The organism is Enterococcus sp. 12F9_DIV0723, from assembly GCF_002174375.1.
GTDB lineage: Bacteria > Bacillota > Bacilli > Lactobacillales > Enterococcaceae > Enterococcus_A > Enterococcus_A gilvus.
This window is the reverse complement of the sequence record NZ_NIBK01000001.1, coordinates 1446238-1460250: the sequence shown is the minus strand read 5'-3', so window position 1 is coordinate 1460250 and position 14013 is coordinate 1446238. Positions and strand designations below refer to the sequence as shown.

General features: G+C 37.6%; 12 protein-coding genes and 3 pseudogenes. 3 read left to right on the top strand and 12 right to left on the bottom strand.

Features of this window, described 5'->3' with window-relative positions:
• Window positions 1-57: 57 nt before the first annotated feature.
• A pseudogene (locus tag A5868_RS06965) lies at window positions 58-312 on the top strand (hypothetical protein); the annotation flags it as partial.
• A 41-nt stretch (window positions 313-353) separates the two neighbouring features.
• Here the strand turns inward: A5868_RS06965 and A5868_RS06960 are convergent.
• Window positions 354-1510, bottom strand: a protein-coding gene (locus A5868_RS06960; RefSeq protein ID WP_087654114.1) for an IS3 family transposase whose coding sequence is annotated in 2 segments (ribosomal slippage) — window positions 354-1252 and window positions 1252-1510 — 1158 coding nt in all. Because the reading frame shifts where the segments join, the coding sequence is not laid out codon by codon here.
• A gap of 54 nt (window positions 1511-1564) precedes the next feature.
• On the opposite strand from A5868_RS06960, the gene A5868_RS06955 reads away from it, so the two are divergent.
• Entirely contained in the window at window positions 1565-1909 is a 345-nt protein-coding gene (locus A5868_RS06955; protein ID WP_254911045.1) for an ATP-binding cassette domain-containing protein, read from the top strand.
• A gap of 28 nt (window positions 1910-1937) precedes the next feature.
• Here the strand turns inward: A5868_RS06955 and A5868_RS06950 are convergent.
• From A5868_RS06950 to A5868_RS06920, 7 genes and pseudogenes are all read right to left on the bottom strand, one after another.
• A pseudogene (locus A5868_RS06950) lies at window positions 1938-2522 on the bottom strand (IS6 family transposase); the annotation flags it as partial.
• Between the two features lie 116 nt (window positions 2523-2638).
• Complete coding sequence (locus A5868_RS06945; RefSeq protein ID WP_086304140.1) at window positions 2639-4936, bottom strand: WxL domain-containing protein; 2298 nt, start codon at window positions 4934-4936, stop codon at window positions 2639-2641.
• 4 nt (window positions 4937-4940) lie between these two features.
• Window positions 4941-6002, bottom strand: coding sequence for a DUF916 and DUF3324 domain-containing protein (locus A5868_RS06940; RefSeq protein WP_086304142.1), 1062 nt, complete (start codon window positions 6000-6002; stop codon window positions 4941-4943).
• An 84-nt stretch (window positions 6003-6086) separates the two neighbouring features.
• The gene (locus A5868_RS06935) at window positions 6087-6890 is read right to left on the bottom strand and encodes a WxL domain-containing protein (protein ID WP_086304461.1); all 804 of its coding nucleotides are present in this window, start codon (window positions 6888-6890) and stop codon (window positions 6087-6089) included.
• A 26-nt stretch (window positions 6891-6916) separates the two neighbouring features.
• Complete coding sequence (locus tag A5868_RS06930; RefSeq protein ID WP_086304144.1) at window positions 6917-7240, bottom strand: LPXTG cell wall anchor domain-containing protein; 324 nt, start codon at window positions 7238-7240, stop codon at window positions 6917-6919.
• Window positions 7241-7937: 697 nt separating this feature from the next.
• Window positions 7938-8810: an IS3 family transposase gene (locus A5868_RS06925; protein ID WP_086304146.1), complete on the bottom strand. Its 873-nt coding sequence runs from the start codon at window positions 8808-8810 to the stop codon at window positions 7938-7940.
• On the bottom strand, window positions 8810-9505 hold the full coding sequence (locus A5868_RS06920; protein ID WP_086304147.1) for a helix-turn-helix domain-containing protein: 696 nt from the start codon (window positions 9503-9505) through the stop codon (window positions 8810-8812). Before A5868_RS06920 ends, A5868_RS06925 begins: the two co-directional genes overlap by 1 nt.
• A gap of 198 nt (window positions 9506-9703) precedes the next feature.
• Here A5868_RS06920 and A5868_RS06915 point away from each other — a divergent pair.
• Window positions 9704-10384: pseudogene (locus A5868_RS06915) on the top strand (IS6 family transposase).
• A gap of 369 nt (window positions 10385-10753) precedes the next feature.
• Here A5868_RS06915 and A5868_RS06910 read toward each other — a convergent pair.
• The 4 genes from A5868_RS06910 to A5868_RS06895 all read right to left on the bottom strand — a co-directional run bounded on the left by A5868_RS06910 (window position 10754) and on the right by A5868_RS06895 (window position 13968).
• Complete coding sequence (locus A5868_RS06910; protein ID WP_087654112.1) at window positions 10754-10912, bottom strand: recombinase family protein; 159 nt, start codon at window positions 10910-10912, stop codon at window positions 10754-10756.
• Between the two features lie 119 nt (window positions 10913-11031).
• Window positions 11032-11796, bottom strand: coding sequence for a hypothetical protein (locus A5868_RS06905; protein ID WP_086304149.1), 765 nt, complete (start codon window positions 11794-11796; stop codon window positions 11032-11034).
• A complete protein-coding gene (locus A5868_RS06900) occupies window positions 11789-12283 on the bottom strand; it encodes a MarR family winged helix-turn-helix transcriptional regulator (protein WP_086304151.1) in 495 nt (164 codons plus the stop codon). Before A5868_RS06900 ends, A5868_RS06905 begins: the two co-directional genes overlap by 8 nt.
• 209 nt (window positions 12284-12492) lie before the next feature.
• Window positions 12493-13968 (bottom strand): helix-turn-helix domain-containing protein, encoded by a 1476-nt coding sequence (locus tag A5868_RS06895; protein ID WP_087654111.1) that lies wholly within the window; start codon window positions 13966-13968, stop codon window positions 12493-12495.
• Window positions 13969-14013: the final 45 nt, after the last annotated feature.

Below are 14013 nucleotides of genomic sequence, written 5' to 3'. Positions count from 1 at the left end.
ATGAAGGCAAAAGATCATATTAAAAAGTAATGTTTAAAAATAAAAAGGAGATTGCAGATGAGTTCGGTTATTTTAGCTGAAAAACCAAGCCAGGCATTGGCATATGCGAGTGCCTTAAAACAAAGTAACAAAAAAGACGGCTATTTTGAGATAATAGACCCAATATTTGCAGATGAAACGTTTATCACGTTTGGTTTTGGTCATTTAGTCGAGTTAGCAGAACCAGGGCATTATGAAGAAAAATGGCAAAATTGGAAATTAGAATCATTGCCTATCTTTCCTGAACGTTATGATTTTGAAGTCGCAAAAGACTGGATAGATGTCAATAAAGTAGACACAAAAAGAGCGGATACCTAAAGATGATCATAATAATTGTCCTCCATTTCATTGGGTGTAAGCATACCTAATGTACCATGAGGTCGCTGCGTATTATAAAAACCTTCGATGTATTCAAAACACGAAAGTTGTATCTCTTGAAGGGAAGAAAATGTTCTTCTATTGAGTTCTTCTTTCTTCATATATTTAAAAAATGATTCTGTTACAGCGTTATCCCAAGGATAACCTGATTTAGATAAAGACTGAGTAATTGGTTGCTCATCTAGATATTTTCTAAACGTAAATGAAGTGTACTGAGATCCTTGATCGGTGTGAAAGAGGACGGGCGCTCCCAATGTTCTAGACGAAACAGCTCTCTTTAACGTTGATATGGCTAATTCACTATCGATTTTGGGTCCTACGGTCCAAGCAATGACCTTTCTAGAGAATAGCTCAAGAATCACGCAGAGATAAACAAAGCCCTTTTTTCCTACAGGAATATAGGAGAAATCACTTGTCCATACTTGATTTGGGGCAAGGGGGTTAAATGCTTGATTAAGATGATTCGGGCGATCTAAAGAAACCTGACGATGTTGTTTCTTAAAAGCAGGTTTGCTGGTAGACATTTTAGTAAGAGTCATAGATTTCATCAATCGATAAACTCTTCCAACACTAATGGAAATGCCATAATCACGAAATAAAATTCTTTGGATTTTTGCAGCACCGATTCTTTTTTGAGTAGCGATATAAATCTCTAGAATTCGCTTTCTCAATTGTTGGTTCTCCAATGTTCGAGGCGCAGGGCTAGCAGAAACTCGTTTGTAGTAAATTGAACGATTGACCTTAAGAACACGACAAAGTGTACTAATCTTATGCTCATAACGAAGAAAATCAATGGCTTTTAGTCGTTCGTTGAGTGTGGCGTGAATATGGCAATCGCTTTTTTTAAGATTAAGTTCTCCTCTTCAAGTTGAACATTTCTTTTTTGAAGTTGCTGGATCTGTTGAGCCGTTAGGATCGTTTCATCATCAAATTTAACTTCAGAGTATTGTTTCACCCAACGAGCAATAGTGGAGATAGCTAGTCCATATTCTTTTGCAAGTGAGTTTTGAGACTTGCCATTTTCATAAAGTTTAACAATGGATTTCTTAAAATCATCATCAAATTTACGAGGGGATTTACGTTTATCTACCATCAAAACATTCCTTTCAAAAATAGTGTCTAATCACATAGTAGTATAGCAGAAAATTTGTCTACTTTATTAGTATACGTCCATATCTTAATTGATGGACTAGATATTCAGAGATATTCTATCTCAGAAAAGGCACAAAAAATCGGACTGATGTTTCAGAACCCGAGTCAACAATTTACCATGATAACATTAGAAGGAGAATTTATATTTTCTTTAGAGAATTGTAGAGTTTCTTATGATAATGCGAAACGCAGGATACAAGAAGCTGTTGATGAAATGGAGATCGCACATTTGATGCATCAGCAATTGACAACGTTATCTGGAGGAGAAAAACAACGCGCAGCGTTGGCAATATTGATTGCAGTAGATGCACCTGGGTTCTGTTGCAAAGTTCAATCCTGAAAAAACAACTTCTTGTCTCAGCATACGATCAAGCAGGAATTCCTAATAAAACGTTTATTTCAGTGCAGACTGAAAACCCGAAGAGCGTTCCATCTTTTCGGGTTTTCTTGTATATTCCTCGAAGGGTTTCCATCCCTTTAATTGTAGCTGAAGCGGTGCGAAGACTTTGATAAAATTTACTCCGACGTTTGATTGGTCGATGATCTTGTTCAATCAAATTATTGAGATATTTCACGGTTCGATGCTCCGTTCTGATGTACAGGCCACCTTGTTGCAATTTCTTAAAGGCACTGCAGAGTGAAGGCGCTTTGTCTGTGACAAGAACCTTTGGTTCTCTAAACTGCCTTCTTAATCGCTTCAAAAAAGCATAAGCTGCTTGTGTATCTCGTTTCTTCCGTAGCCAGATGTCTAAGGTAAGTCCGTCAGAGTCGATTGTGCGATACTAATAATGCCACTTTCCTTTTACTTTAATATAAGTTTCATCCATTCGCCAAGAATCACCTGCTGAACGATTTCTTTTCTTCCATAAACAATAAATGATCGGACTATACTCTTGTACCCATCGATAAATGGTAGTGTGACAAACATTGATTCCACGATCGCTCATAATTTCAGAAATATCTCAATAGCTCCTAATCGTCTGTTTTTTATAATTCTACCTTACATTACGATAATTGAGAAACTTTGCAACAGAACCGGCATTCTTCTAATATCTTGGATATTCCTTTATTACTCGTTACCAGGTACGGCTTGTAGTTCCCAGTCCAATTTTGTTTGGTAAGTCGTTGCCTCTGGAATGGTTTCTTTTGGTACAACTAAAGCGACACTTTGATCAGAACTTATGCCATCACCAAAGCGGTAGATCCAGGTTCCCTTACCTTCGCCAGTAGAAGACGTTAGCAGTGATTGTTTTGCCCCTGGCTCAAGAACGATCGTTGCTTCAGTCGTCGCTTCTTGCGGTGGTTGGCCATCATGGTCTGCCACAAGTTGGCGATTCTTCAGTTGGAGTCTTGCGCCACTTAATTCATTCCCAGACTCTGTCTCAAATTGTTCTCTTTGTGTGACAGACAGTTGCCAACCATCGGCATCGGCTCGATTGTCCGTGATTTGAATAAAGTTTGGTTTTGGTTCTTCCTCAATCACTTCGCCATTTGGATCAAGACCATATTGTGGAAGAGCGTAATAGGTCTCCTCTTCAAACAAATTTCTTTCATGGCTGCCAAACGTAAATTGCGAGACGAAATCAAGACGGAAGTTCCCTTGATTTTCAGGAATCACTGGTGGATTATCTGGATCTATTTCGGTGTCTGGTTCTAATGGATCTACTGGGCTTTCTCCAGCAATTCCGGAAGAACTAATTCTAGAGTAGCCAGCTAATCCTTGTCTCGAGTAAGTTGAGCGAAACACATTGTTATTGGTGCTCGTAATCGTAGCAGCATTGGCTCCCGTCAGCTGAGCTTCAAGATTTTCAAAGTTTTGGGAGGGATTACTGTGTTCAACATCTAGTTTACCTAAATTCCAGACAGCAAGATTTCCAGTAGAAAGTATGGAATTTAGGTTTGTTGTCGAACTAGTTATAGGTCCTGATCTACGGTTGATTAAATCAAATTCTGCTTCTTTTTCTAAAGTGAAAGATGAAAGATTTCCAGTTATCACACTGGTACTTTCACTTCCACCTACCACTGATAGCTTCCCACTAGATCCCACAAAAATTGAGGTATCGCTTGTAGTATGCATATTTATTGCAGCATTTTGCCCAGAAGGCTCATTGAGGTTTAATGTACCTTCCAAAATCAGCTGGTTCAAAAAAAGCATTCTTCCTTCTAAGTTCAATTCTGAGCCTTTTTCAATAAACAAACTACTTTTCATGTTTGGTAAGTATACTGCAGCAGCCCCAAACATATTACTGGTAAATGAGACGTGAGCATCATTAATAATGCTCATGTGAACCAGAGGATTTATTCTTAAATTTCTATTGGTTCCTCCATCAAAAATAACTTGTACATTGTTGTCAAAGTGGGTATCATTATTATCCGGAATTCTAATTCCTACAAGGCCCTTTGAATTTGTGCTACTTGTTATATCGCTAAATCTGAAAATGCTATTTCTTGCATTAGGAGCCGTCATGAAAAAGGCAGTATCTCCTCCTAGCGGTGTAAAATTCCGACCTGTTAGTTGTAAGCCATTTCCCGAAAGGATAAGAGTATTGTTACTTATATTAATAATATGCCCATTACCATTAATGGTTAGATTTCGAGTGATATTATTTAATCCCATACTTCCAGCAGAAATATTCGCTAATACATTAATTTCTGTTACACTACTCGTATTTATTGCTGTTCGAAATTGTGCCCATGTGCGGACATTTGACGATGTTGCTCGTATGACTTCTTCTGTCTCTTGTGTTAGAGTTTCTTCCTCTTCTTGTATCTCTGGGATTACACTATTTTCTGTTTCATTTGCACTATCCATTTCATCGGTAACTACTGACTCATCGTTGGTTTCATCACCCGCTGCTTCTTCAAAGGCAATCGTTCCATCAATTTCATCTTCAACACGAATGGTGAATTCCCCTGCAGTTTCAGAAGAAACCGGAATGGTGAATTTTTTGTGTTCGTCTGCTGAAAACCACCACTCGGTTTCTGTCATTTGTGTTGCTTCAAGTCCTTCTGACAGTTCTTCTCTCTGGATGGTGATCTCTTGCGGGATAGTGACTTGTACTTGACTCATTGGGCGATCCACCAGAATTACAACTTTCGTTGTTTCTCCTATCGTCCCGACCATTTGTTCCTTTTCAAGAGAAAATATCGGTTGTTCTTCTACAGTGGGTTCTTGTTGAGTGTCAGAAGAATCAGTCGTCGGCTCTTCTAACAAGGTGTCATAGGGCATGGTCACTTCTTGAGTTTCTGTGTTTTGAGTTTCATTGACGGTTTCCGCAAGCACCATATTAATAGAAGGCAACGTAGTGGTTAGCCCAATTAAAACGAGACTGCTTAGCACCCAACTTTTTTGTAGCTTTCCTTTCAAAGTATCACTCCTTTTTGCCTAGACTCGCTTTATTCTTTTTGTTTTGCAAGATCAGGTAAGTAATCACTGCTAACAGACAGACAATAAATACTGAACTGCCGATAAGCAGCCAATTTGGGCTAGAATCAATCGTTACGTCGTCTCGGTTTAACGAACGAGCTTCATCAGCTTTGATCGTGAATTCTTCGGTCCAGCTCCACTCCTGTTCACCAGAGGTTGCTTTTAAGTGCAATACATAGTCGCCACTTTGGAATCGATCACCTTCTAGCGAAATTGGAAAATCAAAATTAGAATTAGGCGCCATCTGCATCATTTCCTCACTGGCTTCATAGAGAACCCCGTCTTCTCCTACTCGTTGAACCGTTGCTTCTATCGCCATTCGGTTGACGAAAGTGGGCGTAAAGTTCTGGATTGTTGCACTGATCACATTTCGATAGTTTAATTGATCCGCAAAAACAGCTAACAGGTCAAGATCCGGTTGGACCGAATCCCGAGAGTTACTAACAACGACACCGACGACATAGGCAAATTCATTTTTGATTGCCACGCCTTCTTCATTGCTAGTCGTTTCTTCTTGTTCTTCTTTGACTTCCGTAATCCGTAGACCGCCAGCTAGAAATCCTTCGAAAGACTCTTCAGGCATATGTAAAGGAACGGTGATTGTTTTCGTTTCATTTCCTGCTAGTTCAATGACACCAGATGAGTCAATCAATTCGTCCAATGAATAAGTAAGGCTACTATCTGGTTCTTGGGCTTCTTTTCCGTACTCAACGACTCCATGAACATTGGTATACGCTGTATGAGGGGTTACTTGCACTTGAATTGGGTCACTACTAACATTTTGCAGTTTCAATGCTAAGGTTTCTGTTGCTCCAGCTGCTAGATTCAAATCGAAATAACTATTTGATCCTTCTACCTGGCTTTCAGGAAATTCAGGCGTGACATAAAATGACAGTGTTTCCTCCGCTTGAGCTACTGATGGAAAAAAGACAAGAAGTAGAGAAAATAAAGGAAGTAGCCACCAAGTGGCTTTCAGAGGACGATGAATTGAGGTTGATTGTTTCAATGGTAATCTCCTTTCTTAGAAAAACAGCGTCACAAATGTACTGTGACGCTGCCGAGAGTTTCAAATCAAATGCTTACAAGACTCTTATACTTCGTTTCCAGGTGTTGAAGTTAATTCCCATGTTAGAGTTGATGTATACGTTGTAGAATCTTTGGCTGTTGAGCCTGGAATTGACAATTGGATGGCATTGTTTTCTACCACGTCTGTCTCAGGATCAAAGCCTTCTGCTTCAAATTGTGCCGTCAAGTCTGCTTGATTTCCCCAGACAACAGAAGAAACTCCCGTACCTTGTCCTTGTGCTGCCGTCATTACTGAACGTGCTGCTCCATTTGGCAGTAATGTTAAACCAGGTGTGTGTGCAGAAGGAGAATTTTCAGTATTCGTTCCCTCATATTGGATACGGGAATCCACAAATTCGATCTCAGCACCAGTTAACACATTATTTCTTGTATTTGATTTAAAATCAGAAAGACTTACTTGTAAATCCCATCCTGCATTGGTCCCACGGGTATCTTGTACTTGAGCAAAGCTGACATAAGGAACTTTTGTAGGTCCATCTTCTTCAGGATTGGCTAATGTGGCTATCTCTGCAACCATATTATAGGTTTGATCTTGGTTAGAGATTACTTGTGATCCAAAGTTCATATGTGCTGCCTTTGCAATAGACAATGGTCCTGTAGTTCCTGGTACCTCTGGATTAATTTCAACACCTGGGTCAACTTCGGGTGGAATAACTGTTATCGGTCCATCTTCTACTCCAGATGATCGAAATTGTACGTTACCATAGGTGTTTGCTTCACGTGTTTCTTGTGCAGAAACAGCAGCCGCGCCTCCTGCTAAAATGGTACTTGATAATGCTGCGATTGTTGCTATACGAATAAATTTCATTTGATAATTCCTGCTTTCTTTTTGTTTTAGTTTTGTATTTGTTTTTTTTTTCGTTTCCACAAAAGAAAAACGAAACTGATGATCAACATTCCTAACCAAAGGAGCATTGAAGATCCATTATCATTTGTTTGTGGTAATGTTCCATCAGGGTTTGCGACTTCAGTTATTGGTGGTCTCACAATACTTTCGGGTGGCGTCGGATCAGGTGTACCGATGGGTTCATAGACACCGGTGAAACCTACTGTGCCATTTGTCTCAACTTGTTGAACCTCTTTAGCAACGGCTATATTGGATGAAAAAACGGCAATCAATAAAGTGGCGACAAACCATCCTTTTATTTTTTCAAACATGCCCCTCCCCCTTGGTCTGTCTCAGAATTCTTCGTTTTTGAGATGAAGATAAAAAAAGACATCCGAATCAATCGATTGTCTTTAAAAAGTTATTAGAATAGGTTTTCTATCTTAGAGAATACATAACAAATGTTCATTCTGAAAAACGAAGGTTTTTGGTACTTTATCTGTAAGTTTGTATGCATACTTCTTACTTACATGGCTAAGTTTACATGGAATTTAAATCGATTTGAAATCATTATTTTCATAGAAAGATGAAATAACTGAAAATTGCACATGACCTGCGTAATCATAAATTTAATCATTATAATTTATTCTTCTATTGTTTAACTATAGAAAAAGGATCAAAAACTTTAAGTTTCTGTCCCCTTCAAATATTTGTCCTAATACTCATAAATCTAAATTTTAATTGAACAACGATTTAGTTACGAGTTTATGAACACAAAAACAGAGTAATACCTGTCTCTTATACACATCTAGATGTGTATAAGAGACAGTCCTAATACTCATAAATCTAAATTTTAATTGAACAACGATTTAGTTACGAGTTTATGAACACAAAAACAGAGTAATACATATCAATTATAGCATCTAAAAAGAGTGTTCAGAAATTCGTCATGAAGTGCTCCCCGTCAAGTAGACAGCTAAAAAACAAAAGTAAAACTAATCAGGAATCGAGTTGCTTGATTCCTGTTTTTTATACCGCTAGCTTTCTAAACTCGTTTGGTGCTAGTTCGTTCAACACTTCCGAATAGCGATAGTTATTGTAATAGCACATATAACTACGCACAGATTTCTTTAACTCCTCAAAGTTCTGATAGCACTCTTGATAGAACTTCTCTTCTTTAAATGTGCCCCAAAAATGTTCGATCGGTTGATTATCCAGGCAGCGACCGACTCGGGACATGCTTTTGATGAACTTATATTTTGCTTCAAGTGACTTATAGTCATAAGAGGTGTATTGAAACCCGCGATCACTATGAAGAAGCGGTCTTGCGCTAGGGTTCTTACACATGGCTTTTTTTACAGTATCCATGACAAGTGAATTATTATTGGAATGACCGAGCGCCCAAGAAATAATCGAATGATCATAAAGATCGATGATGGCACTCAAATAAGCCTTTCGACCATTACCGTATTCCAATTCAGTAATATCCGTACACCATTTTTGATTGGGATTCTCAGCGGTAAATTTCCGGTTTAATACATTTTCAGCAACGTGTGCTTCCGTTGCTTTTATATAGGTCGGACGCTTTTTCTTGATCACTGCTTTGATTCCCAGTACTTTCATTAATCGGTAATAACGCTTCCGAGAATAGTGCTTCTTAAGTTTTATATTGAGCTGCATTCGAATTTGTCGATAACCGATCGCGCCTTTTTTACTGTCGTATTTCTTTTTTATCTCTTTGGCTAGTTTTCTGTTTTCAAGTTCCTTTTTGGAAGGTTGCCACTGTAACCATTTATAGTAAGAAGAGCGTGCAATCCCAGCTAATTGACAGAGAGGAGTGATTGAATAGTGTTTTTCTTCATGCAGTTCTGAAATCGCTTGGTAGAGTTCAACGTTTCTCACTAACGTGAGGGTCGATTTCGTCGTTGAATCTCTTGTAACTTTTTTGCGAAGTCATTTTCCATTTCTAAATGCCTGTTTCGTGCTTCTAGTTCTTTTATTCTTAATTTTAGCCGTTCCTCTTCGGTTAAGAACTCACTTGATCTGTTTCGTCCACGGTTGTCTTTTAGTGCTTCTTCTCCGTGTCGTTGGTATTTTTTTACCCAAGAATACACTTGTTGGTATGAAACATCATATTTTTCAATCGCTTGCGCGTAATTCAGCTCGTTAGCGATTGTATATTGAACAATCTCAATGCGTTCTTGATAGGTCGTTTTACGTCCGTTTATCATGGTTTTGGGTACACTGCCTTTACTCGTAGATTTTAGCATTTCCCCATTAGTATAGCTTGAAATCCATTTTCTTAAAATAGTAGTCGAAGAAAGTTGAAATACTGCTGTTGCCTGCCGAAGAGATAGCTCTTCATTTATGACTGCTAGAACAGCGTTCCGTTTTAGATCACTCGTGTACCGTTTCCACGTTGTAGATTTTTTCAGTCCCTCGATTCCGTCATCATTATATTTACGAATCCAATCTTTTATTGTCGCCCATGAAAGGGAATGCTTCTTGGCGATACTGTTCAAGCTATGGTGTCCATTCATCACTTCTGAAATAACTTGATATTTTTCTTCTGGAGAATAAAGGCTTTTCTTAGACATGCAAAAACTCTCTATAAAGTAGATTTGGAATTTTTGTTTTTTCTTTGTCTACTTTATAGGGAGCATGTCATCATTTTCTGAACACTCTTTTTAACAATTTAATCATACACATTCAAATATTTGTGTTCTGTTGCAAAGTTTCTCAATTATCGTAATGTAAGGTAGAATTATAAAAAACAGACGATTAGGAGCTCTCAGATGACTCATTTTAAAGGAAAACAATTCAAAAAAGATATTATTATTGTAGCCGTTGGCTACTATTTGAGATATAACTTGAGCTATCGAGATATTTCTGAAATTATGAGCGATCGTGGAATCAATGTTTGTCACACTACCATTTATCGATGGGTACAAGAGTATAGTCCGATCATTTATTGTTTATGGAAGAAAAGAAATCGTTCAGCAGGTGATTCTTGGCGAATGGATGAAACTTATATTAAAGTAAAAGGAAAGTGGCATTATTAGTATCGCACAATCGACTCTGACGGACTTACCTTAGACATCTGGCTACGGAAGAAACGAGATACACAAGCAGCTTATGCTTTTTTGAAGCGATTAAGAAGGCAGTTTAGAGAACCAAAGGTTCTTGTCACAGACAAAGCGCCTTCACTCTGCAGTGCCTTTAAGAAATTGCAACAAGGTGGCCTGTACATCAGAACGGAGCATCGAACCGTGAAATATCTCAATAATTTGATTGAACAAGATCATCGACCAATCAAACGTCGGAGTAAATTTTATCAAAGTCTTCGCACCGCTTCAGCTACAATTAAAGGGATGGAAACCCTTCGAGGAATATACAAGAAAACCCGAAAAGATGGAATGCTCTTCGGGTTTTCAGTCTGCACTGAAATAAACGTTTTATTAGGAATTCCTGCTTGATCGTATGCTGAGACAAGAAGTTGTTTTTTCAGGATTGGACTTTGCAACAGAACCAACGAGTTTATCACTACCTGTTGCGTACTCGTGATACTTTACCGGTCTACCTTCCCTTTTCCTCTCTTTTATTTTCCTTAATTCTGACTCAGCGCATAGCTAAATACTTCGATAACCAAATTTGTTAACAAATCTCGGAGAGTTAGATCATTGACCCCTGAAAAAGAGTGGAGATCCAAAATATCGATATTTGATCCTTTGCCTTTTGTGGTTTGAAGTAGTTCCTTCAGTTCACGCCTATTTCTCCCTAACCGATCTCAAGCTAGTCACAACTAAAGTATCTCGCTCACGTAAAAATGATAATACGTTCTTTAACTAAATTCTATTGTTCGTATTTTTCGCAGAAGCTTTTTCTTCGAAATTTCGTAAATTCTCATCAGTGATCATTTTTTCTTTTTGCCATTGGCAAATGGCTTCTTTTTGACGAGCTAAATTCTGCACACTAGTAGATACTCTCAAATATACAACAACCACAAAAAATTACTCCTAAAAGTTTCTTCCACAAACAGTATTTAATACACAACCAAAAGATACAATTATAAAAAAAGAAAACTCCTGATTTATCAAGAGTTTTAAGTACTATTTTGGAATTATCACTGGTGTAACCTGTTGGTATACCCTATCCACTGCCTAAACTCACAAGCTAGATGATATTGGTGCTGCTTGATCATGTAATTGGGTAACAATGCCGGAAACTCTACCAATGCTTTTACCCGAATACCTTCCCCATCTATCTTAGCTTGGTGTCTCATACCGCCAATCACCGTCCCATCAGCTAGTTGTGCTTCTCCAACTAACTGAACAGAATAGTCATTGCTTAGCTTAGATTTTAATCCCTCTACTTTTCCGTAATGCCCAAAAAATCTGGTGGGTAATGGCGATCCTCCGGTAAACTCAATGATCTCTTGTACTCTTCCCTGTGTCTGAATCAAAACAAAATGATCTGGATTCGAAGCAAGGTTCTTATACAAGTGATCTGCGGTATTTTCCAGCATAATTTTTTCAATCGACTCCATCATTTTAGCTGGCGTTACTTTTGTTTGTGGAATAACAAATTCTGTCACGCAAAATTTTCTCTTTCCCATAGATAGCGATACCGCTATTTTCGAAACCAAGTTTCCTAAGGTATATCTTTTCTTCAGTAACTTCCGGAATCTGTCGGGTGAATATGATGCTTTTGCTCTGCCTAACTCACTTCGTGCGTAATCAAGATCCTGTGTACTGAGAAATCGATCGTCAGTAAGAATTGCTTTTCTTTTCAAAAAAGTTCCTTGCTTTTTTATTCTTTTCCATTCCCAGTCATCGATTGTTTTTTTAGGTATTACTGTACCGTTTATAAAAATCACCATATTAGTCATTTTGTTCATCCTTCCTACTTAAAGTATTTTGATATTTATCAATGCTTGAAGAAATCGTATCAAATATTTCTCCAATTCCCTCAATTTGTCTTGGTGAAAATTCAGCTAGCTTGTTTTTAATCATCTGATATAGCGGTTCATGAAGTCTTTTGTGCGCTTCACAAATTTTTTCTCCATTCACAGTCAATCGAATCAATTTATTTTTTCTATTTTCTTTCCTTTGGATAATTTGAACAAGCTCTAACTGCAAGAGCCTGGGTAATTGTTGGGATATACTCCCTTTTGTGACACTTAACTTTTCTGCCAATTCCGTAATTGTCGATAACGGATAGCGACCAATCACTTCAATCAAATGAATCGAACTCGTACTTAGAATTATCTCTTCTGTTATGGCGATAGGAGTTCTTTGAATCTGAACCAACTTATTATTGATATTTAGAAACTTCTCAACTAATTGGTCAAACAGTTCTGCCTCTTCATTACTCACCCAAATCCCATCCTTTCTAACCGTTTTGATTATAGTGTAGACCTAAACAATAATCAGAGCAAATATATTCTCTTAAAATAATTATCGTATATTTCTACAGTTGTTATCTATTCCTAAATCACTGTGTAAATGGTAATCAGAATAGACAACAAATGTAGTTTTCATTACTTAGAAGGTATCTATCTACTGACTGTCTTTTTCTCTAATATTTAAAAAAAGTCTCGTCTATGTGAATCTATTTTTCTTTTTAAATTGGTCCAGTCTTGTTCATCTGGGACAGCTTTCATCAAGAGATAATCCGTTTCAATCATATAATCTAAAATATACCGATTATAATTCGTGACAAACAAGTCAATATGCGCTTCGTTCAGTTCCTCTTTCGTTAATTGTTGCAAGGGAACAAAGGTCAACGAATGTTTGTGTCCAAAGAGCTGAGTAGCTCTTGTTCTTATATGTTGACAAACAAAATGATCCCCTTCTAAAAGGAAATAAATGGTTTTTACGGGCGAATAAAGATCAAAAATCAATTGACTATATATCGTCAGTGCTACACAGACATCGTCTAAATACGTATAGGTTGTAAGTAAACGTTTTTTATGTTTTTGTAAAAATCGATAGTTCCTCACATAGTTTTCCTCATCATGTTCAATAAGTGTTTCTTTAATATCCTTCATCTCTTTATTCAACACCGGGGATAGTTGATCTGTTATTCTTCTAGATAAGAAGAAAGAACGTAAAAAATGCGTTACTTCTTCCTCATTTTCTGTAGAAAGTGCCCGTTCCCGTAAAAAATCGTCTGTTAATTGAATCATATCTGTTCCCGTATAAAATTGATCAAAAAACTTCCGTTCTTGATCTTCTCGATTTACAGTTCTCTTACAAACGGTTACTAAATAGATCCATGAAAATTCCTCTCTCGACAATGAGGTTCCATACCTCTCTTTGATTCCTTCTTTTAATGAATAGAGCACCGGGAAGTCAACACCATTGTAAGCCATTTGAGCTAATTTAGTGGGAACCGTAATGGAATACCCTTTACTTGCACGTTGTATCGCAATATAAAGGGTATAGTGAAAAGAAGTCGGCGTTGTGCCTGATCCGATATCATAGTGTCCAAGTTTTTCCTTAAATTGATCGATGAGTAATTGATGTAATGCAGGGTCCGGCAGCAAGGTATAAGCAGTCTCTACACCTTCATAGTAAAAATCTTTGAAAAATTTTCGCAAATTGGCTTCATTCCCGGCGATAGTCAACGGGTTTGATTCCCACCGTAATCCATAACTTTTCAATGTATGATTGGTTTGGCCTAATAATCGACGAAAGGTACTCTCAGAAAAGTGATACTGGTGGGCCAACTCATCAATTGTCAACAACTTTCCATTGAAAATATTGCCGATAATTTCAAATAAACACTCATTTTCCAATAAATTTCGTTTCTTTTTCTGATAAATAAAGGGCTGTGTTTCTTCAAATAAGAACCCCTTGTTTCCTGAGCTCAATAAAATACTTTCTGCAAAATACTCCTTAATATATTTTATATCATTGGCAATGGTCCGCTGTGTTACTTGATTTTGTTCTGCTAATTCCCCTATCGTAAATCGCCTGTCCCTTTCGATCACACTTAAAATTTGAAACAACCTGCTTGTCGTACGATTGCTTATAAAAGCCAATTGTAACTCCCTCATGTCTTCTCCCTCATCTCAATTACGATTTTTTACTATATATATAGC